The following is an 18521-nucleotide window of genomic DNA, read 5'->3' as shown; positions in this document are numbered from 1 at the left end:
CTTCCTAGGAACGTCGGTGCGGGTTGTGGGGTGCGGCGGCGGCCGCGGGGGTTCCCGCGCCGGTCCAGCCGTCGGCCGGGCGGTCGAACCAGAGGTGGACCTGGCCGGTGCCGATGGAGTTCTCGTACTCCCCGTACTGGCGGGCCTTGGCGGCGCAGGCCTGTTCGCCGAGGGCGCCGGCCATCATCAGATAGTGGAAGAACCTGGCCTCGGGCTTGTACTTCCAGAACTCGTCCATGGTGGCGAGGACCTTGTCGTGGCGGCCCTCCTTGAACCAGGCGATGCGCTCCAGGTCGGCCTCGCGCGCCTCGGGGGTGAAGATGTGCGCCGGGTCGCTGGACTCGTGGTCGCGCAGTTCGCGCAGCGGCCAGAAGGTGTGCGAGAGGGCGCCCGAGGCGATGATCAGCACCCGGCGGCCGGGGGTGGCGGCGATGCCGTCGGCGAGCGCGCGGCCGAGCCGCAGGTGGTCCTCCATGTCGCCGGTCTGGCACACCCCGATGGTCACCCACCGCTTGTCGGGCAGTCCCTCTCCGAGGAACTTCCAGAGGTTGATGGTGGCGTAGTAGACGGGCAGGTACTCGTCGTCGATCGCGGTGATCCAGGTGCCGTGCTTGTCCGCGAACTTCGCGATGTTGCGGGCGAGTTCGGGGTCTCCAGGGTAGTCGTACGGCATCCGGCTCATGCCGCGCGGCAGTTCCTCGGAGGTGAACAGGCCGGCCCTGCGGTGCTGGGCGGCGGCGACGAACTCGACGGTGGTGGCCCAGTGCGAGTCGAGGACCACGACGGTGTCGTATTCGTCGCGTTCGAAGACGTCCCTGCGGAGCTGTTCCAGACCGGTGACGAGGGTGATCTCCTTGCCCTCGTTCAGCTCCAGCCGGACCTCCTGCGGGAGCACGATGGTGGGGACGTGGGCCAGCAGCCCCGCTCCGACGATCTCACCCATGGTCCTTCCATCCCTTCGGCGCGGTCACGGTGTTCTTCAGGTCGCAGTAGAAGTCGAAGCTCCAGGTGCCGCCCTCGCGGCCGACGCCGGAGTGCCGGGAGCCGCCGAAGGGCGCCTGGAGGTCGCGTACGAAGAAGCAGTTGACCCAGACCGTCCCGGCGACGAGCTGCCGCGTGACGCGTGCGGCGCGGTCCCGGTCGCCGGTGGCGAGGGTGGCGGCGAGCCCGAAGCGGGTGTCGTTGGCGAGGCGGACCGCCTCTTCCTCGGTGGTGAAGGTCTGGAGGGTCAGGACGGGGCCGAAGACCTCTTCCTGGACGATCTCGGAGTCCTGGGCGACGTCGGTGAGGAGGGTCGGCGCGTAGTACCGGCCGTCGCCCCGGTGGCCGCCGATGACCGCGCGGGCGCCGGCGTCGAGGGCGCGCCGCACGAATCCGTCGATCTTCTCGAGCTGGCGCTCGTGGATGTTCGGGCCGATGTCGGTGGCCTCGTCGCGTGGGTCGCCCTGAACGATCGTCGCGGCCTTCTCAGCGAAGCGGCGGGTGAACTCCTCCGCGACGGACACCTCGACCAGGATGCGGGTGGCGGCGAGACAGACCTGGCCCGCGTTGTCGTACTGCTCCACGGCGAGGTCGACGGCGAGGTCGAGGTCGGCGTCCGCGAAGACCAACAGCGGTGACTTGCCGCCGAGTTCGAGGCTGAGCGGGGTGAGGTTCGCGGCCGCCGACGCCATGATCCGCTGGGCCGTCGGCACGGAGCCGGTGAAGCTGATGCGGCGCACGTCGGGATGCGAGGTGAGGGCGTCGCCGATCTCGGAGCCGTACCCCTGGACGATGTTGAGGACGCCGGCGGGCAGTCCGGCCTCGGCGGCGATGTCCGCGAGCAGGGACGCGGTCAGCGGGGTCCATTCGGCGGGCTTGAGGACGACCGTGTTGCCGGCGGCGAGGGCCGGGGCGACCTTCCAGGTCGACAGCATCAGCGGGGCGTTCCAGGGGGTGATGAGCACGGAGGGGCCCGCCGGGTCCCAGCTCACGTGGTTGGTGTGGCCGCGGGTCTCGAAGTCCTCGTGCTCCAGGGTCAGGAGCCGGTCGGCGAAGAAGCGGAAGTTGTGGGCGACGCGCGGCATCACACCTCGGCGGTGCGAGCGCAGGAGGGCGCCGTTGTCGGTGGTCTCGACGATCGCCAGATCCTCGATCCGCTTCTCCACGCCGTCGGCGACGGCGTGGAGGATGCGGGCACGTTCGGCGCGGGGGGTGGCGGCCCAGGCGGGGAAGGCGGCCTTCGCGGCGGCCACGGCCGCGGCGGCTTCCGCGGCGGTGCCGCGGGAGATCTCACCGAGGACGCGTCCGTCGATCGGTGAGACGTCGGTGAACGTCTCGGCGGAGGCGACGCGTTCGCCGCCGATCCAGTGCCGGGTGTCGACGGCGACCCCGGCCACCGTGAGGGTGTGCTCGGTCATGTCCGGACTCCAAGTCCTGTGGTGGGTACGGTGGTCGGGGTCACTCGGCGCCGGAGGTGCCGGACTCCAGAAGGCGTCCGCCGTCCCAGACGACTCCGACCTGCCGGTAGTAGGCGGCGATCGGCTCGCGGATCTCCAGTCGGGCCAGCTCCTCGGTGGGCGCCTCGAACAGCTCCAGGTCGGCGTCGCCGACCCAGGCCTGTCCGCCCTCGAAGGAGGCGGCGCCGGACTCGATCAGTTCGTCGAGCGCGAGGCCCTTGCCCTTCTCGATGGAGGGAAGCCAGCGGTGGTGGGCCATGGGGTGGCTGTTCACGAAGCCGTTGGTCTCGGACGGCTCCCGCAGGGTGACCACGGTCTGGGCCAGGCGCCGGTCGGCGGCGGCGAGGGTGGCGCCGAAGCGGGCTCCGGCCTCGATGCGCGGGGCCGGGCCGTAGGGGTGCGGGCGGGTCTGGTGGATCGACCCGAGCTTCTTCGGGTAGCCCTGGTGCAGTCCGCGGGCGATGGCGAAGTCCTTGTCGACCCAGATGTACACGCAGCGGGTGTAGGTCTGGCCCCGGTACTTGCAGCGGACGACCGCGAACGCCTCCTTGTACTGGGCGAGGACCGGGTCGAGCAGTTCGTCGCCGGAGCCGGAGCAGGACTGCCAGTCGGCCCAGATCAGCGCGACCGCGCCCGGGTCCTCGTCGGCCAACTCCAGTGACTCGGGAAGCAGTTCACGCACACGCGCGGGGTCCGTGCGGTACTCGACGGTGAGCAGGTCGCCCGAGTAGCGCCACGGCGGGGACGGGACGAGCGACGAGGTGCCGCCGGCCGTCTTGGGGTGGAAGAAGCCACGGACAGGGGACATAGCGGGGGTTCCTTACGCTTCGTTACGCGGTGAGGGCGGGCTGCTTCAGCAGGTGGGCACGGTAGCGGGCCGCGCGCAGCGCGGCGGCCTGGCCGCCGAGGGCCACCACGCCGACGAGCAGGTCGCCGGTGTGGTAGCCGACCACGACGTCGCCGTCCGGTTCGCCTTCGAGGATCCGCACGTCGTCCTTGCCGAGCAGGGGCGAGCCGAAGGACTGGAGCCGGAACTCGTGCTGGTCGCTCCAGAAGGTGGGCAGCGGCGCGAAGGGAGCCGACTCGGCTTCCCTGCCGTCGAGATGGGCGGCGAGGACCTTCGCGGCGTGCTTGGCGGTGTCGGTCGGGATGGACCAGTGCTCGACTCGGCGGGGCAGGCCGTCGTAGCGGGCGTTGGGGAAGCGGGCGACATCGCCGACCGCGACGACCTCGGGGCGTCCGCCGACCCGCAGGTGCCCGTCGGTGAGGACTCCGTCGGTCAGGTCGAGACCGTTGCCGTCCAGCCACTCGGTGTTGGCGACCGAGCCGACCGACTCCACGACCACGTCGGCCGGGAGGACCGTTCCGTCGCCGAGGACGACTCCGGTGACGCGTTCGCCGCCCTCGAATCCGGCGACTCCCGTGCCGAGCGCGAAGCGCACTCCGCGCTCCTCGTGCCGCTTGAGCAGCGCGCCGCCCAGCAGTTCGCCGAGCGGTCCCACCATGGGCAGCGGCAGCGGGTCGACGACCGTGACCTCTGCCGCGCCGAGTCCTACGGCGGTGGCGGCGACCTCGCAGCCGATGAATCCGGCGCCGACGACGACCACCCGCGCTCCGGGCCGGATCAGCGCGTCGCGCAGGATCTGGGCGTCGGCGAGGGTGCGGACGGTGTGGCGTCCGACGAGCGGCCCGGGGCACCGGAGCCGGCGGGGGCGCATGCCGGTGGCGACGACCAGTCCGTCGTACGGGATCAGCTCGCCGTCGGCGAGTTCGACGACGCGCTCGTCCAGGCGGGCCGTGGCGATCCGTGTCCCGAGCCGCCATGCGACGTCGGCGGCGGCCGCCTTCGGAGTGAAGGCGAGGGACTCGAACGACGCCTTGCCCGCGAGGACTTCCTTGGAGAGCGGGGGCCGGTTGTACGGCATGTGCGGCTCGTCGCCGACGACCGTGACGGCGCCGGTCCAGCCCGCCGCGCGCAGTTGTTCGGCGGCGCGCAGACCGCCCATCGAGGCGCCGGCGACGACGACGTGTCCCGTCATCGGGATCAGCCCTCGATCCGGATGGCCTGGAGCGGGCACACGTCGGCGGCTTCCTCGACCTCGTCGCGCAGCGCCTCGTCCACGTCGGAGACGTAGGCGAGGTGGCCGTCGTCGTCCATCGAGAAGACGTCGGGGGCGGCGAAGACGCACTGGCCGTGGTCCTGGCACTTGATCATGTCGACGACGACCTTCATGGCCGGTCCTCCTGTGGATACGGGCGTCGGAGCAGGGAGAGAAGGGGAAAGAGAGGGGCCCGACCGATGTCGGACCGGGCCCCTCGGCCAAGGGGATGCGGGACCTCGCGGAACCGCATCCCCGACTCGTTTGGCTTCAAACAACATAGGAAGCCGCTCGGCCCTGGTCAATACCTGTCCAGGTGGATAAATTCTTGTCGCCGACCCCTTGCGGGACCAGAACCCGACTCATACCGTTCGGATTCAAACGACCGACTCGGGGTTCGACTCTCCTCCCCCGCACCCCGGCTCCCGTTTCTCTGCACACCACGCGTCCCCGGCCTCAGTCCACGGGGACACCCCACCCTTCCGCCAAGGAGACAACGGTGAGCGCATCCGACACCCCAGACATCCGCCGGCACATGGAGCGGCTCGCCGCCGAGGGCGTCGACGTGGTCAGGGTCGTCTATCCCGACCTGATCGGCACCGACCGCGCCCGTGACGTCCTGCTCGACCACCTGCCGTCGGCCTGCGAGCACGGACTGGCCTTCTGCCGCGCCGTCTACCACACGACACCGCAGGGCGACGTGGTCCCCGTCGCGGGCGGCCTGGACGCCGGCCTGCCCGACGTGTCCGTACGTCCCGACCTGTCCACCGCGGCCCTACTGCCCTGGGAACCCGGGGTCGCGACCTGCCTCGGCGAGGTCACCGACCCGGCGACCTCGGCCCCCGCGCCCGAATCACCGCGCGACCTGCTGCGGACCGTCCTGGCCCGGTGCGCCGAGCACGGGCTGCGCCCGGTCGTCGGCCCCGAGCTGGAGTACTTCCTGCTGGAGGCAGCGCCCGGCACACCCACCGGCTGGCGCCGCTCCCCGGAGGCCACCGGCGCCGTCTACACCGCCGGACTGCGCGCGGACCCGGGCAACCATCTGCTGCGCACCCTGCGCCGGCTGCGCGACCTGGGCATCGGCGTCATCACCGGCAACCACGAGTTCGACGGCGGCCAGTACGAGATCAACCTGACCCACTCGGCGGCCCTGGACGCGGCCGACCGCGCCTTCCGCTTCAAGGCCGCCGTCAAGGAGCTCGCCCGCCAGGAGGGCAACCTCGCCACCTTCATGGCCAAGCCCTTCGGCGACGCCGGCGGCTCCGGTTTCCACCTCCACCTGTCCTGCGAGGACACCGTGGGCCACAACGTCTTCGACGACCCGTCGGGCGCCCACGGTCTCTCGGCGACGGCCCGCCACGCCATCGCGGGCATCCTCGCGCACGCCCCCGCGCTCGCCGCGCTCGCCAACCCCACCGTGAACTCGTACAAGCGCTTCGGACCCGACACGCTCGCGCCCTGGCTGATCGACTGGGGGCTCGACAACCGCAGCGCCATGGTCCGCATCCCGCCCGAGCGCGGCTCGGGCGCCCGCCTCGAACTGCGGCTCGGCGACGCCAGCGCCAACCCGTACCTGCTGATCGCCGGAACCATCGCCGCCGCCCTGCTCGGCGTCCAAGCCGGCGAGGAGCCCGAGGCCCCCCTGGAGGGCTACGGCTACGACACCGCGCGCTCCGCCCTGCTGCCCACGAGCCTGGCCGCCGCGCTGGACGCGCTGGAGGCGGACACCGCCCTCACCGACATCCTCGGCAAGGACTTCGTCGCGTCCTTCCTCACCTACAAGCGGGACGAGGTCGAGCGCTTCGGGCGGCACGTCACCGACTGGGAGTTCACCGAGTACGCCTACCACCTCTAGACCCTCGAAGCCCGGCCCAGGAGATCCACCATGACCAGCCCCACCGTTCCCGCCACGCCCACCACCCAGGCCGAACTGCGCGCCGCCCTCGCCGAGCCGCTGCCGCTCGAAGAGGTCGACCTCGCGAACCTCGACAACTTCGCGGACGGCATCAAGCCGTGGCGCATGTTCCACACCCTGCGCCACGAGGACCCAGTGCACTGGCAGCCCGAGGAGGCGCCCAACTCCGGCTTCTGGGCGGTCACCCGGCACGCGGACATCGCCACCGTGGACCGCGACGCGGAGACGTTCACCTCCTCGAAGTTCGTCAACCTGGAAGAGCTCGACGACGACCAGATCAAGAAGCGGGCGTCCATCCTGGAGCTCGACGGTGTCCGCCACCGCGCGATGCGCAGCGTCATCCAGCGCCAGTTCGGCGCGAGCGTCATCAACAGCTACGGCGACTTCCTGCGCGGCCTGACGGCGCAGACCCTGGACGCGGCCCTGGCCAAGGGCTCCTTCGACTTCGTCGCCGACGTCTCCGCCGACTTCCCCATCAACGTCCTCGCCCGCCTCCTCGACGTGCCGCCGGAGGACAACCAGCAGCTCATCGACTGGGGCAACCGCATCATCGGCAACACCGACCCCGACTACGCGGACGTGCTGCTGCACAGCGCGGAGAGCGACAAGTACCGCGACCTGCCGTTCCGTTCGCCCGCCTCCCTCGAAGTCTTCGAGTACGGGCGCGAACTGGCCCGGCAGCGCCGCGGTGGCAACGGCACGGACCTGGTCTCCAGGCTGGTCAACACCGTTCCGCGCGACGGGATCCCGCTGACCGAGCAGGACTTCGACAACTACTTCCTGCTCCTGGTCGTCGCCGGCAACGAGACCACCCGCCACACCATCTCGCACTCGATGCTGGCGCTCCTCCAGCACCCCGAGCAGCTCGCCCGCCTCAAGGACGACCCGTCCCTGATCCCGGGCGCCGTCGAGGAGTTCCTGCGCTGGGCCTCCCCCGTCTACCACTTCCGCCGCACGGCCACCCGCGACGTCGAACTCGGCGGCAAGCAGGTCAAGGAGGGCGACAAGGTGGTCATGTGGTTCGCCTCCGGCAACCGTGACGAGGAGGTCTTCGGCAACCCGTACGACTTCGACGTCACGCGCACGAACAACGACCACATCACCTTCGGCAAGGGCAGCCCTCACCTGTGCCTGGGCAACCTGCTCGCCCGCACCGAGATCCGCATCATGTTCGAGGAGCTGATCCCGAGGATCGCCGACATCAGGCTGGCCGGCGACGCGCCCCGCGTCCTGTCCAACTTCGTCAACGGCATCAAGAAGCTCCCGGTCGAGGTCACGCTCGCCTGACGAGGGCGCCTTGTGGAGCACATTCCGCGACGCGCGAAACGGCTGTCCCCCCGCCCCGCCGGACGGGGGGACAGCCGTACGAGCGACCCGTGCCGGTCCTACTTCACATCGACGTAGTCACCCGTGGCCGCCTTGGCACCGGTGGTCGTGGTACCGGCGAAGTTCCAACGCCAGTAGCCGTCGACGGAGGCGGTGACCGTGGTCCTCAGAGTGCCGGTGCTGCTGGTCTTCACCGTCTTGACGGTGGTGTAGGTGCTGGAGCCCTCCTTGCGGAACTGGAGCTTGACCGACTGGCCGGCGTAGCCGTGGTACTTGTAGTCGTCCCAGCTCGCGCGCTTGAGCGTGCCCGTGACGGTGAGGGTCCTGCCCTTGGTCACCGGCTCCGGCGACGCGTTCACCGTCAGCGTGCTCGCACGCTTGAGGTGGAAGCTGTCGATGCGGTCGTCCCAGCGGTAGTCGTCGTCGAGCGCGTCCACCCAGGAACCCACGTACCAGGTGCCCGCCTGGTCGTTGTACAGGTCGACCCGGGGGTCGAAGGTGAACGAGTGCGTGCACTCGCTGTCGGTCTCGCAGATGGTCTCGTCGCTCGCGTACCCGGCGCCGGGACCCTCCAGGGTGGTGTCCGCCGACAGCAGACCAGAGTCGTCGTCGGCGTAGACCGTGACGTCGAAGGTCTTCGCGGCCGTGGTGCCGATGACGACGTCCGAGCCGTGGTTGACGGTGACACCGAGGATCGCGGTGTCACCGTAGCCGCCGTCGGCGTGAGCCGCCGGCGCCACGAGGCCGACGACCCCGAACGCGGCCGCGACAGACAGCGCTACGCGCTTGCCCATGTGGTGCTTCTCCTTCAGTCGGGCCGCGCGCCAGGAGCGTCGCGGCCTCGTCTCGCAGGCGACCGGGACAGCACGAACCCGCCTCGACAGCCGGTTTCGCCGACGCGGCGGGATTCACGCCCGGCCATGTGTGAACTGCGAGTTTCACAGAAGGAAAGCACGCCGTGCAGCACTCGTGACTATCTTGTGACGATTATGAAAATATGCGGCTCGGGGGACCAGAAGCTGTCGTCAGTGGTCCGTCGTCACTTGCCCTGCGCTTCGCCGTCGGGCGGAGACTTGCGATCTGGTCGTACGTCCGCCTTCAGCCGGTTGGACGACGCTGGAATCCAGATCCCGGCATGCGTACGGGACGGCACCGTTGTCTACAACCTTCACGTCCACCTGCTCGTGCACTACCCGCCCGAAGTCCAGCTCTCCAAGCTGATCAACTCCCTCAAGGGCGCCTCCGCCCGCTACCTGTTCCAGGGGTACGACGCTCACGCCCACCGCCACCCGTAGCAACGGCTTGTGCGTGCCATGGGAATCCGAGGCGGCCCTGTGTGAACGCGAGGGGGAAATACCCTGACAACCAACGGAGTTGACCTTGCCATGACTCAAGGACCAGCACCACGCCCCCTGTCGGACGAAGCGCTGTCGGCCCTGCTCGGCGAGCAGCAGTTCGGCACCCTCGCCACGGTCAGGCGGAGCGGCCACCCCCACCTGACCACCATGCTCTACGACTGGGATCCCACCGCCCGTGTCATACGGATGTCCACCACGGCCGACCGCGTCAAGGCCAAGCACCTGAAGCACGACCCTCACGCGGCACTGCACGTGCAGGGCGGCGACGCCTGGTCGTTCGCCGTCGCCGAGGGCACGGCCGAGGCTTCCGGGCCGACGACAGTTGCCGGCGACGCCGTCGGACGGGAGCTGCTCGAGATGATCCCCGCGGCGGCGCGGCCCACGGACGAGGAGGCATTCCTCAAGGAGCTCGTCGCCGACCACAGGATCGTCATCCGGTTGCGGGTGGAGCGGCTGTACGGGACCGCTCTGGACATCGAGAACTAGTCACACCTCAGCGGCCGTTCGCCCCTCCTGGCGGGCACGGGCGTCCGGGATCCTCCCCGGGAAAACCGTGTCCCGGGCCAGGAAGGCGAGTTGGGCCCGCTTCTCGGGGAGGTACACGTCGGGCAGGTCGACCTCCGGCAGCACGACCACCGGGCCCGGGGTGAAACCCTGGCGGTGGAAGCGGGCGATGGCCCTCTCGTTGCGCACGTCGGGATCGACCACGACGCGGTCGCGGTCCAGGCCCAGCAGGACGTACGAGGCCGCCGCGCGCAGCAGTGCCGTGGTCCAGCCGGGACGAGCGCCGCCGGGTCCGGCCGGCGCGATCAGCAGGTGGACGCCGATGTCACCGGGTTCGACCGGGTAGCACTCGCCGACCCGGTCGGCCGACGGCTCGTACGTCTGGAGGAGCGCGACCGGCTCACCGTCCTTCACGAGGAGGTAGGCGTGATGGGTGTCGAGCGTTCCCATGTGGGCGTATATCGCGGTCACCTGATCTCTCGTCAGGTCTCTCATGCCCCAGAAGGCGGCCCGGTCCGCGTTCGCCCAACCGTGGACCACCGGACCGTCGAGCCCCGCGTCCATGGGCAGGACGCGGACGGTGCCGTAGCCGTCGACGAACTGCTCATGCAGGGCCGCGCGCGTGGTGTACGTGTCGGACATCGGTCTCCCTCGTTCCGCCGGTCACGGGCGTGCCCGGCGCTTTCCTGTGACCACCCTGTGCGCCACCCGGTCATATTAGGTTAGGCTCACCTAACTGATCACCAGGGTGAAGTCGTACCGAAAGGCGAGGAAGCGATGGGGCAGGCGCAGGGGCGGGGTTGGGAAGGCACGGTTCTCAAACTGCTGCGGGCGAAGGACTACGTGTTCACCGTGACGCGATCGGAGGATGTCACCGCGGAGTACCGCCGGGTCCGCTTCACCGACGGGGGCATGCTGGCGGTGACCGGCGTCCACCCGACGATGTGGGTACGGCTGTGGTTCGACAACGCGGGCAAGCCCCACCAGCGGGCGTACACCCTGGTCGACCCGGATCCGGTGGCCGGCACCTTCAGTCTGGAGTTCGCCCTGCACGAGGGCTGTGCGAGCGACTGGGCGAGGGCGGCGAAGCCGGGGGACACCATCGAGGCGACGGTCCAGGGCACGGGCTTCGAGCGCCCCGAACCCGCGCCCTCGCATGTCGTCGCCGTGGCCGACCCGGCTTCGCTGCCCGCCCTGAACTCCCTGCTCACGGCGCTAGGCCCGGTTCCCGCGACGATCTGGTTCGAGGGCAGCCTGGACGGTCTGCCGTACCGGGCCGCCGCGCACCACGACGTACGGCAGGTGACGCGCCGGGACGGCGGACGCCATCTGGTCGACGAGGTGAAGGCGGCCCTGCCCGAGGTGCTGAAGGACAGCCCGCAGCCGTATGTGTGGATCGCGTGCGACACGGCGACCACGCGCGCGCTGTCGGCACACGTCCGCAAGGAGTTGTCCGTGCCCAAGCAGCGGGTCAACGCCCTCGGGTACTGGCGGGCGGGCTGAGCGCGTACGCGGGTACTGGCGGGCGGGCTGACCGTGCCCTCGGTTACTGGCGGGCGGGCTGACCGCGCACGCGTGACCGTGCACAGCGGGTACGGCAGGGCCGCACGCTCCGCCGCCCTGTCGCCCCGCGCCCGGTACCGCCCGTTCGGCGGCGCTGAACGCGGGGCGTGCCAGGAATCCATCCACCATGCAGTCCCCCACGCAATTCCCCACGCGGGCCGTCACCGCCGAAGAACCCCCATCCGGACACGCCGGAACCGCGCCACCCGCCGCCGCGAAGCCCGAGGGGCATCCCGGTGACGGTCTGGAGGCCCGCCTGGCCGCGGTCAAAGGCGAGATGGACGCCCGTCTCGCACTGGCGGCCGTCGCCTACGAGGTGAACACGGCGCACATCGCGACGCCGCCGGTCGACTGGTCGCGCATCGGAGCTCCGCCGGCTCCGGCCACACCGGTCCCCGCCGGTCCCCCGGGCCCGGCTCCGGGCGCCACTCCCATCGCGGCCCTCCTGCACCGCGCGTCACTGCGGCTGCGGACGGACGGCTGGTGCGCGGGAGCGCTGGTCGACGAGGACGGCCACCTGTGTGCGCAGGGCGCGATCCGCAGGGAATCGGGCGGTGACCGTCATGCCGAGACGCAGGCCATGGACGTCCTGCTGGAGGCGATCCGCAGACGCTTCGGACCGCACGTGGAGTCCGTACCCTCCTTCAACGACGCCTGGGGCAGCGGCCGCGAGCCGACCCGCATGCTGGAACAGGCCGCGATCCTGGCCGACGCGCGCGGTATCTGAAGCGCGGTCCGCCCGGCGGCCGGCGCCGCGATCGCCGTCAGCCAGGGCCGAGGACGCTACGGAACGTCACCGACACCCGCCGGCCTCGGGGCACTCTGACCGCACCCTCCGGGTCGCTCTTGCGAGCGGCGATGCCGTGGCGCCAGTCGTACCGGGCCGCGCCGGTCATCACACACAGACTTCCGGGCGCGAGACGAACAGCGGTCTTCTCCCCGTCCGCGGGGTGGGTGAAGTCCATGACACAGCCGGAGCCGAGGGATATCGCGGCGACGACCGGACCGAAGCAGGGCACGCAGTCCACGTGGGCGCTGATGCCCTGGCCCGGCTGGTACTCGTTGACGATGACCTGGTCGGCTCGCGGTTCCATGATCCCTTCCCGGGCCAGCCGTTCGGCCTGCCGGAGCGCCCATGACGGCAGCGGCGGGGCGTCCGCCGCCGTCCGGGGGTCCGCCGTCACGGAGCGCCGACCGTAGTCGTAGCGGTGACCGTAGTGCTGGACCCGCCGTCTGAGCTCCGTCGACCACGCCCCGGCCTCGATTCGCGCGAGCGTCTCCTGGCACGCGTCGGGGTCGAGCCAGCCGGCGATGTAGCGCAACCCCGGCACCGTCACGGAAGCCACCTCGTCCCCCGCGTCGAACGACAACTGCCCAAGCCCATCGGTCATGCTCGAAGACTAGCCAGCGCCACTGACATCCCCGTGGGGACAGAGCATCGGCGATCCGGGCCCGCGGCCTGGCGGGGGCCGGGGACAGCGGCCTCAGCGGAAGGCCGCGATGTGGCGTCGGGCCCAGTCGGCGAACGTGCGGGGTGCGCGGCCGAGGACCCGCTCGATGTCGGGGCTGACGCGCTGTTCGGCCGGGGTGGGTTCGCCGAGGATCGTCAGCGTCGTCTCGACCACGGGCTCGGGCATGAACCGCAGCATCTGCGCGCGGGCCTCCTCGCGGGTCTGCTCGACGAACCGGACGGGTTCGCCGAGTGCGTCGGCGATCGCCTCGGCCTGCTCGCGAGGGGTGTTGAGCGCGGGCCCGGTCAGTTCGTGGATCCTTCCGGCGTGACCGTCCTCGCGCAGGGCCGTGGCGGCGACCTCGGCGATGTCGTCCGGGTCGACCGTGGGCAGGCCGATGTCGGCGAACGGCGCGGCGACGGTCCGCTCGGCACGGACCGACTCGGCCCACGCGTACGCGTTGGAGTCGAAGCCCCCGGGCCGCAGGATCGTCCAGGCCATGCCCGATTCCCGGACGGCGTCCTCGATGGAGCGTGCCGTGTCCCCGTGCGAGACCGAGCCCGGCCGGGTCGCGACTCCCTGGGACGACAACAGGACGACTCGCCCGACGCCGCCGGCCTTGGCGACGTCGAGGATGTCCCGTGGACTCAACAGGTGCGCGCCGGCGCCACCGTTCTGCAGGAACAGCGCGTGCGCTCCGTCGAACACGGGCCGAAGGCTCTCGGCATCGGCGAGGTCGGCCCGCGTGTGTTCGACGCCCCGCGGCACATCCGCGTCCGAGATCCCCCGCGATGTCGCGGTCACCCGTACGCCACTCGTCGCGAGGATCCGGACGAGCGATCGGCCCACGTTGCCGGTGGCCCCCGTCACTACAAGCATGACAACTCCCGTGTCGATTCAGCATGGTTGCCCCACCCGAACGGGCGGGACCGTCGCGGAGAACCTTGTTCTCCGGGCGACACGGGGACGCTAACACCGCCGATATAGTAGGTACCTAGAGGAAAGTGACTATCCCGAGGGGTGCGCATGGCCGGCACAACCGACCGGGTGGCGGCTGCCGACGCCGACCCTCAACTCGCCTGTCCGACCAGTGCGGTCGTCGACATCGTGTTCAGCCGGTGGACCACACCGATCCTGTGGACACTCAACACCCATGGCCGGCAGCGTTTCGTCGAGCTGGAACGACGGATCGGCACGATCACACCGAAGGTACTGACCCAGCGGCTGCGGCAGTTGGAGCGCGACGGCATGGTCGTCCGTACGTACCACCCGGAAGTCCCCCCTCGGGTCGAGTACGACATCACCGAACTGGGCCGCAGCCTGGCCCCGCTCTTCGCCCACCTCGCCGGATGGGCCGCCGCCAACCTGGACAGGGTCGAACAGGCCCGGCAGGACTACGACACCGATCCGCCCCGCTAGCCCAGGTCAGCGCCTCACGCGGGTTCCCGGAGCGGACGCGTCTCGCCCGGAGGCCTCGTCGCCTTCGTGCGGCTCGTGCCGGCTCCCGGATCTCAGCCCCCGGCGAAGCTGTCCGTGCCGAGGACGTTCAGCAAAGCCAGTTTGTCGTGGCTCTCGGTGCCGGGTGTCGCGGCGGCGCACCCCCCGACACGCTGCCCCGCAGGGGGCTTCAGCCGGTCCGTTCACGACCTGCTGAAGCCCCCGGGGGCCGGCGCAGGCCGAACCAGCCCTTTAGTTAGGGGACTTGACCGTCCAGAACCCCGGCGATCCCCGCTATGACGCCGAAGGACCCTTGAGTTCGCGTCGTCGGGCGGCCAGCGCCTTCGCCAGGACCCTGTCCCGGAAGGGGTTCGCGGGGCTCAGGGCCGTCGCCACCTCCACCGCCTCGTCCAGCAGTGCCATCCGCTGCTCGGGCAGGTCCCGCACCAACGGGGACGCGCTCGCCTCCACCAGGACGTACGCCAGCTTCGACCCGTACGCCTCCGGATCGACCGGTGTCAGGGTCCGGTAGATCCACAGCCCCGCGACTCCCCGCACCACACGTGTATTGGCGCTCAGCAGCAGGACCCGCGCCCGCATCACCATGTCCTGATTCATCAATCCCCCTTCGTTCCACCACCCCCGGCCCGCCCCGGCACACGACGGAACAGCACAACGAACGCGCCGGCGGCCCGAGACGGGTGCCGGCACGCATGCCGATGAGTGGATGACGACGAGTCTGCGGGCAGGCCACCGCCCCTGCCAAGACCGGAAGGACGTGCGCTCCGTCCTACCGCGAACGACCTCCGAGCAGGCATGATGGACCTGACACTCTCCCAGGACCGCCCCGCACGCGACGCGGGCCGCGTGTGCGGGGGTGCCTGAACCCTGCCGGCTCCGGCTCCGGCTCCGGCTCCGGCCCGACGGTGACGCCGTCGGCTGCCGAAGGGATACTCGGGGCATGGCATTCCTCGTCTTCATGACCTTGCCCGGACTGGTCATCCTGCTGACCGCGCTGTCCTTCGTCGATCAGCTTCTGCTGCGCGCGAGCAAGGCCGGACTGCTGCCGTGGCGCAATGCCGCACGTCAGGGCCAGATATCGGCGACCGGGTTCGAGCAGTTGCACGCGAGCCTCTCGCCGGGCAAGCAGACCGAGCTGAAGGAACGCCAGTCGGCCCTGCTGCTCCGCGACGACGAGGAGGACGGGGCACCGCCGAACCGGACGACGGTCGATCTGGACGGAGGAACAGCGGTCATCCGCATCCCCGGAGGCGGCCGGCGCTAGCCCGCATACGCAGGCCGACGCAGGGGTGGGTGCTCGGTCGGTGGGCGAGTCGGTCCCTGTTCGGCGACGGTCCCTGTTCGGCGACGGTCCCTGTGCGGCGACGGTGCGTGGGGGTCGCGGCGCGTGTGCGTCGGGCGTCGAGCGTCAGGCAGTACGTGCATAGGATCGCAGGCATGGCACTGCGACCTGTTCACGTGAACGTCAAGGCCGTCGACAGCTCGGCCGTCGGCCGGTTCTGGGCGGAGGCACTCGGCTGGAGAGCGTACAGCCCCGGCGTGACCACCTATGTCGGGCCTCCCGGCGGTCCGGTCTGGCCGGACCCGGTGGTCCTCGGCATCGACGTCGTTCCGGTACCGGAGCCCAAGACGGCGACGAAGAACCGTGTGCACCTCGATCTCGCCACCACCTCCGCCGCCCACCAGGCCGAGCTGGTCGACCGCCTGAGGACGCTCGGGGCGACGCCCGTCGACGTGGGCCAGGGCGACGTGCCGTGGACGGTGCTCGCCGATCCGGAGGGCAACGAGTTCTGCGTGCTGGAGCCCCGGGAGATCTACCGCGACACCGGGCCGATCGCCACGGTGGTGGTCGACTGCGTGGACCCGCGGGCCATGGCCCGGTTCTGGGGCGAGGCGACGGACTGGACCCTGCACGAGGTGGCCGACGACCATGCGACGCTGCGGTCGGCCAAGGGTGTCGGCCCGTACCTCGAGCTCCTCCGCACGCCCGGCGTGAAGACCGTACCGGACCGGATCCACATCGACCTGCTGCCGTACCCCGGTGACGACAAGGAAGCGGAGGTGGCCCGGCTGCGGGCCCTCGGTGCCACCGATCTCGACATCGGCCAGGGGGACGTGCCGTGGACGGTCCTCGCCGATCCGGAGGGCCACGAGTTCTGCGTGCTCACCCTGCCCTGACGCGGTGCGTCGACGCCGCCCGGCTACGCCTTCCGATCAGTATTGATGGACCGTCACATTGCCTGCCGAGTGGACCAGTTGACCCGTTCGCTCCACGGCGACGCCCCGGGCTCTCATCGGCGGCGACAGCGCGGTCCCCCGGTGATGCTTGGCTAGTGTGGGCGGTTCCTCGGTTCGACGCGCGCCCCGTCCGGTGGGAGCGCGGGCGTCCCGTCGTACGGCCGAGGTACGCCCCGACGTCTTGGCGAGAGCACAGGGACAGGTGTGAACGAGGTGTCGCCCGCAATTCCCGATTCGGGAGAGGACCGGCATGCCACGTGGCTGGAGCTGTTCTTCGACCTGGTCGCCGTGGCCGGCGTGGCCCAGATCGCGCATCTGCTGCACGGCGAACCCGGCCCCGCCGATCTCGGGCAGTACGCGCTGCTGTTCCTGGCGTTCTGGACCGCTTGGATCTGCTTCACGCTGTACGGGAACGTGGCGGGTGAGGGTACGCACGCTCGCACGGTGCTCGCCGCGATGTTCGGCATGGCCGTCATGGCGGCCGCCGTCCCCGGCGTCCACGAGGGCGAGAACGGCCAGGCCAGAGCTCTGGCGCTCGCCTATGTCGTGATCCGGATGCTCGCCAACCGCGCCTGGCGGCATCGCCGTGAGCTCCTCGTCGACTGGCCCGCCGCCCAGATGTCCCTCGGCGTGATCCCGTGGATCGTCTCCCTGTGGGCGAACGAACCCGTCCGGTACCGGCTCTGGGCCCTGGGCATCGCCCTCGACCTGTGGGTCACCTTCACCGTCTCCGCCCGCGACATCATCGAGAACCGGAAGGCCCACGACAAGCGCGAGGAGAGGCACTCCCGGCGCCGCGACACCGTGCCGCCCGTGTCGGTGGCCGCGCCGCACGCCGACCACCTGAGCGAACGGCTCGGCCTGTTCGTGATCATCGTGCTCGGCGAAGGTGTCGCCCAGGTGATCGAGGCCGCCTCGGAAGCCACTTGGAACAGAAGACTCTACGGCCTCGCGAGCGCCGCGTTCTTCCTTCTGGTAGCCCTGTGGTCGCTGTCCTTCCGGCACGGCTACGCAGGGGTTCCGTATCTCACCGCGCGCTCCCTGCCGGCCCGTGCGGCGCTCCCGCTGCACTGCTTGGTGTCCGGCTGCCTGGCGGCTCTCGCGGCCGGACTGGGCGCGGCGGCGGAGCACCCGGACACGCTGCCCACCGGCACGCGCTGGCTGTTGTGCGCTTCTCTGGCCGGATACTTCCTGCTCACCGGGATCGCAGCGCTGCGCCGGCCCGACGGCGTGCGCCGCTGGATGCTGTCCGTGGTCCTGCCCTGCTGCGCGCTGCCGCTGCTCATCGCGGGGTTCGGCGGCGGGCTCGGGACCCTGGCCGTGGTCTGGCTGCTCGTGGCGGTCACGTTGTGGCCGACGTTCTACGAGAGCCGGTACTCCAAGCGTGCGGACGCAGTGTCCCGACCGGGGGCGTGAGCTCCGTGGTTCACGCGGCGCTCACCCATGGCGGCGAACGGATCGGACGCGAGCGGGCCGCCGGCGCCGGTGCTCGCCGCGTGCCCACGCCCCACTCGCGTCATGTCACCGGCCGGACGCGGCCGACGACGCCACCTCACCAGGTGTGCGCGACGTCGATCACCAGGCGACCGGAGAGCTGCGTCACCCGGAACGGCAGCCGGGCCCGCACGCCGAGTCCCACCTGGGTGACTCCCTCGAAGCTGGCTCCGAACTTCGTGTCCCGGAAGGTGCGGTAGCCGGTCAGGTCGACGCCCGGAAGGGGCCGGCCGCCCCGGCCGGGGTAGGTCTCGGTGTAGGTCTCCGGGTCGTACGAGGGTGCGGACACCAGGATCTCCAGGATCGCCCCGCCGGAGACCGGAATGCGAATGCCGGACGGGTCCTGGATGAAGGCGTCGACGTAGTGCACGGTGTACCCGATCGGCGTGGTGCCGGCGGTGGGCACGTCGAGGACCATGCGGTCGTAGCAGTCGTGCTGACCGGTCCTGATGTCGGTCAGCGACCCGTTGTCGGCGTCGGCGGCGGTCTTCGGGAGGCTGCCCCAGCCGGTCGGGCACACGGCCGCCGCCGTGGGCGCGCCCGCCCCGGGGGGGGGCGCCCCGGCCCCGGCCCCCCCGGGCGGCCCCGTACACCCCCCCCCCGCGAGCGCGCCCCAGCCCGCGCGGTTCGCGCCGGGATTCCGCGACCGCGTCCTGGCCCGCGCGACCGCCGGACCG

The 18521-nt window shown here is 70.9% G+C and carries 21 protein-coding genes; 10 read left to right on the top strand and 11 right to left on the bottom strand.

Annotated features, from left to right (window positions below; genetic code table 11):
- Positions 1 to 4: 4 nt before the first annotated feature.
- From ACFXGX_RS04160 to ACFXGX_RS04140, 5 genes are read right to left on the bottom strand one after another with little or no spacing between them, the layout of a single operon-like run.
- Complete coding sequence (locus tag ACFXGX_RS04160) at positions 5 to 943, bottom strand: 3,4-dihydroxyphenylacetate 2,3-dioxygenase (RefSeq protein ID WP_384784451.1); 939 nt, start codon at positions 941 to 943, stop codon at positions 5 to 7.
- Positions 936 to 2399, bottom strand: coding sequence for an aldehyde dehydrogenase (locus ACFXGX_RS04155; RefSeq protein WP_384784449.1), 1464 nt, complete (start codon positions 2397 to 2399; stop codon positions 936 to 938). The genes ACFXGX_RS04160 and ACFXGX_RS04155 overlap by 8 nt, the downstream gene beginning before the upstream one ends.
- A gap of 40 nt (positions 2400 to 2439) precedes the next feature.
- On the bottom strand, positions 2440 to 3246 hold the full coding sequence (locus ACFXGX_RS04150) for an acetoacetate decarboxylase family protein (RefSeq protein ID WP_384784448.1): 807 nt from the start codon (positions 3244 to 3246) through the stop codon (positions 2440 to 2442).
- Positions 3247 to 3268: 22 nt separating this feature from the next.
- Positions 3269 to 4477 carry an NAD(P)/FAD-dependent oxidoreductase gene (locus ACFXGX_RS04145; RefSeq protein WP_384784446.1) on the bottom strand — a complete coding sequence of 403 codons (1209 nt, stop codon included), beginning with the start codon at positions 4475 to 4477 and terminating at the stop codon, positions 3269 to 3271.
- Positions 4478 to 4482: 5 nt separating this feature from the next.
- Positions 4483 to 4671 carry a ferredoxin gene (locus tag ACFXGX_RS04140; RefSeq protein WP_326783586.1) on the bottom strand — a complete coding sequence of 63 codons (189 nt, stop codon included), beginning with the start codon at positions 4669 to 4671 and terminating at the stop codon, positions 4483 to 4485.
- Between the two features lie 365 nt (positions 4672 to 5036).
- On the opposite strand from ACFXGX_RS04140, the gene ACFXGX_RS04135 reads away from it, so the two are divergent.
- Together ACFXGX_RS04135 and ACFXGX_RS04130 are read left to right on the top strand one after the other, a co-directional pair.
- Positions 5037 to 6392 (top strand): glutamine synthetase family protein, encoded by a 1356-nt coding sequence (locus tag ACFXGX_RS04135; protein WP_384784444.1) that lies wholly within the window; start codon positions 5037 to 5039, stop codon positions 6390 to 6392.
- A 30-nt stretch (positions 6393 to 6422) separates the two neighbouring features.
- Complete coding sequence (locus ACFXGX_RS04130) at positions 6423 to 7739, top strand: cytochrome P450 (RefSeq protein ID WP_384784442.1); 1317 nt, start codon at positions 6423 to 6425, stop codon at positions 7737 to 7739.
- Between the two features lie 98 nt (positions 7740 to 7837).
- On the opposite strand, the gene ACFXGX_RS04125 is transcribed toward ACFXGX_RS04130, so the two are convergent.
- Positions 7838 to 8572 carry a calcium-binding protein gene (locus ACFXGX_RS04125; protein WP_384784440.1) on the bottom strand — a complete coding sequence of 245 codons (735 nt, stop codon included), beginning with the start codon at positions 8570 to 8572 and terminating at the stop codon, positions 7838 to 7840.
- A 312-nt stretch (positions 8573 to 8884) separates the two neighbouring features.
- Between ACFXGX_RS04125 and ACFXGX_RS04120 the strand changes: the two genes are divergently transcribed.
- Together ACFXGX_RS04120 and ACFXGX_RS04115 are read left to right on the top strand one after the other, a co-directional pair.
- On the top strand, positions 8885 to 9073 hold the full coding sequence (locus tag ACFXGX_RS04120; RefSeq protein ID WP_384784438.1) for a transposase: 189 nt from the start codon (positions 8885 to 8887) through the stop codon (positions 9071 to 9073).
- A gap of 90 nt (positions 9074 to 9163) precedes the next feature.
- The gene (locus tag ACFXGX_RS04115) at positions 9164 to 9622 is read left to right on the top strand and encodes a PPOX class F420-dependent oxidoreductase (RefSeq protein WP_384784436.1); all 459 of its coding nucleotides are present in this window, start codon (positions 9164 to 9166) and stop codon (positions 9620 to 9622) included.
- Here ACFXGX_RS04115 and ACFXGX_RS04110 read toward each other — a convergent pair whose 3' ends face one another.
- Entirely contained in the window at positions 9623 to 10282 is a 660-nt protein-coding gene (locus ACFXGX_RS04110; protein WP_384784434.1) for a GNAT family N-acetyltransferase, read from the bottom strand.
- Between the two features lie 135 nt (positions 10283 to 10417).
- Here ACFXGX_RS04110 and ACFXGX_RS04105 point away from each other — a divergent pair, with 135 nt between their 5' ends.
- Together ACFXGX_RS04105 and ACFXGX_RS04100 are read left to right on the top strand one after the other, a co-directional pair.
- Complete coding sequence (locus ACFXGX_RS04105) at positions 10418 to 11143, top strand: siderophore-interacting protein (protein ID WP_384784432.1); 726 nt, start codon at positions 10418 to 10420, stop codon at positions 11141 to 11143.
- A gap of 187 nt (positions 11144 to 11330) precedes the next feature.
- Positions 11331 to 11930 carry a hypothetical protein gene (locus ACFXGX_RS04100; protein ID WP_384784430.1) on the top strand — a complete coding sequence of 200 codons (600 nt, stop codon included), beginning with the start codon at positions 11331 to 11333 and terminating at the stop codon, positions 11928 to 11930.
- A gap of 37 nt (positions 11931 to 11967) precedes the next feature.
- Here ACFXGX_RS04100 and ACFXGX_RS04095 read toward each other — a convergent pair whose 3' ends face one another.
- Both ACFXGX_RS04095 and ACFXGX_RS04090 read right to left on the bottom strand, forming a co-directional pair.
- Positions 11968 to 12594 carry an alpha-ketoglutarate-dependent dioxygenase AlkB gene (locus tag ACFXGX_RS04095; protein WP_384784428.1) on the bottom strand — a complete coding sequence of 209 codons (627 nt, stop codon included), beginning with the start codon at positions 12592 to 12594 and terminating at the stop codon, positions 11968 to 11970.
- A gap of 93 nt (positions 12595 to 12687) precedes the next feature.
- Positions 12688 to 13533, bottom strand: a complete 846-nt coding sequence (locus ACFXGX_RS04090; protein WP_384784426.1) for an NAD(P)H-binding protein — start codon at positions 13531 to 13533, stop codon at positions 12688 to 12690.
- Positions 13534 to 13680: 147 nt separating this feature from the next.
- On the opposite strand from ACFXGX_RS04090, the gene ACFXGX_RS04085 reads away from it, so the two are divergent.
- Positions 13681 to 14073 (top strand): winged helix-turn-helix transcriptional regulator, encoded by a 393-nt coding sequence (locus ACFXGX_RS04085; RefSeq protein WP_384784424.1) that lies wholly within the window; start codon positions 13681 to 13683, stop codon positions 14071 to 14073.
- A gap of 312 nt (positions 14074 to 14385) precedes the next feature.
- Here the strand turns inward: ACFXGX_RS04085 and ACFXGX_RS04080 are convergent, their stop codons facing one another.
- Positions 14386 to 14709: a hypothetical protein gene (locus tag ACFXGX_RS04080; protein ID WP_384784422.1), complete on the bottom strand. Its 324-nt coding sequence runs from the start codon at positions 14707 to 14709 to the stop codon at positions 14386 to 14388.
- Positions 14710 to 15052: 343 nt separating this feature from the next.
- On the opposite strand from ACFXGX_RS04080, the gene ACFXGX_RS04075 reads away from it, so the two are divergent.
- The 3 genes from ACFXGX_RS04075 (at position 15053) to ACFXGX_RS04065 (ending at position 17766) form a co-directional block, all read left to right on the top strand.
- Complete coding sequence (locus tag ACFXGX_RS04075; RefSeq protein ID WP_384784420.1) at positions 15053 to 15376, top strand: DUF6191 domain-containing protein; 324 nt, start codon at positions 15053 to 15055, stop codon at positions 15374 to 15376.
- A 173-nt stretch (positions 15377 to 15549) separates the two neighbouring features.
- Positions 15550 to 16290: a VOC family protein gene (locus ACFXGX_RS04070; RefSeq protein ID WP_384784418.1), complete on the top strand. Its 741-nt coding sequence runs from the start codon at positions 15550 to 15552 to the stop codon at positions 16288 to 16290.
- A 264-nt stretch (positions 16291 to 16554) separates the two neighbouring features.
- Entirely contained in the window at positions 16555 to 17766 is a 1212-nt protein-coding gene (locus tag ACFXGX_RS04065) for a low temperature requirement protein A (protein WP_384784416.1), read from the top strand.
- A gap of 136 nt (positions 17767 to 17902) precedes the next feature.
- Here ACFXGX_RS04065 and ACFXGX_RS04060 read toward each other — a convergent pair.
- A partial coding sequence (locus ACFXGX_RS04060) for a hypothetical protein (protein WP_384784414.1) occupies positions 17903 to 18521 on the bottom strand: 619 nt, incomplete at its 5' end.

The organism is Streptomyces sp. NPDC059371 (assembly GCF_042751995.1).
Lineage (GTDB): Bacteria > Actinomycetota > Actinomycetes > Streptomycetales > Streptomycetaceae > Streptomyces.
This window is presented reverse-complemented; position numbering and strand designations above follow the sequence as displayed.

Excerpts from the sequence above, each read along its gene's own strand:
- ACFXGX_RS04130 (WP_384784442.1), top strand. The coding sequence starts at position 6,423 with ATGACCAGCCCCACCGTTCCCGCCACGCCCACCACCCAGGCCGAACTG.
- ACFXGX_RS04085 (WP_384784424.1), top strand. The coding sequence starts at position 13,681 with ATGGCCGGCACAACCGACCGGGTGGCGGCTGCCGACGCCGACCCTCAA.
- ACFXGX_RS04090 (WP_384784426.1), bottom strand. The coding sequence starts at position 13,533 with ATGCTTGTAGTGACGGGGGCCACCGGCAACGTGGGCCGATCGCTCGTC.
- ACFXGX_RS04155 (WP_384784449.1), bottom strand. The coding sequence starts at position 2,399 with ATGACCGAGCACACCCTCACGGTGGCCGGGGTCGCCGTCGACACCCGG.
- ACFXGX_RS04110 (WP_384784434.1), bottom strand. The coding sequence starts at position 10,282 with ATGTCCGACACGTACACCACGCGCGCGGCCCTGCATGAGCAGTTCGTC.
- ACFXGX_RS04075 (WP_384784420.1), top strand. The coding sequence starts at position 15,053 with ATGGCATTCCTCGTCTTCATGACCTTGCCCGGACTGGTCATCCTGCTG.
- ACFXGX_RS04115 (WP_384784436.1), top strand. The coding sequence starts at position 9,164 with ATGACTCAAGGACCAGCACCACGCCCCCTGTCGGACGAAGCGCTGTCG.
- ACFXGX_RS04105 (WP_384784432.1), top strand. The coding sequence starts at position 10,418 with ATGGGGCAGGCGCAGGGGCGGGGTTGGGAAGGCACGGTTCTCAAACTG.
- ACFXGX_RS04160 (WP_384784451.1), bottom strand. The coding sequence starts at position 943 with ATGGGTGAGATCGTCGGAGCGGGGCTGCTGGCCCACGTCCCCACCATC.
- ACFXGX_RS04150 (WP_384784448.1), bottom strand. The coding sequence starts at position 3,246 with ATGTCCCCTGTCCGTGGCTTCTTCCACCCCAAGACGGCCGGCGGCACC.
- ACFXGX_RS04070 (WP_384784418.1), top strand. The coding sequence starts at position 15,550 with ATGGCACTGCGACCTGTTCACGTGAACGTCAAGGCCGTCGACAGCTCG.
- ACFXGX_RS04095 (WP_384784428.1), bottom strand. The coding sequence starts at position 12,594 with ATGACCGATGGGCTTGGGCAGTTGTCGTTCGACGCGGGGGACGAGGTG.
- ACFXGX_RS04100 (WP_384784430.1), top strand. The coding sequence starts at position 11,331 with ATGCAGTCCCCCACGCAATTCCCCACGCGGGCCGTCACCGCCGAAGAA.
- ACFXGX_RS04080 (WP_384784422.1), bottom strand. The coding sequence starts at position 14,709 with ATGAATCAGGACATGGTGATGCGGGCGCGGGTCCTGCTGCTGAGCGCC.
- ACFXGX_RS04140 (WP_326783586.1), bottom strand. The coding sequence starts at position 4,671 with ATGAAGGTCGTCGTCGACATGATCAAGTGCCAGGACCACGGCCAGTGC.
- ACFXGX_RS04145 (WP_384784446.1), bottom strand. The coding sequence starts at position 4,477 with ATGACGGGACACGTCGTCGTCGCCGGCGCCTCGATGGGCGGTCTGCGC.
- ACFXGX_RS04125 (WP_384784440.1), bottom strand. The coding sequence starts at position 8,572 with ATGGGCAAGCGCGTAGCGCTGTCTGTCGCGGCCGCGTTCGGGGTCGTC.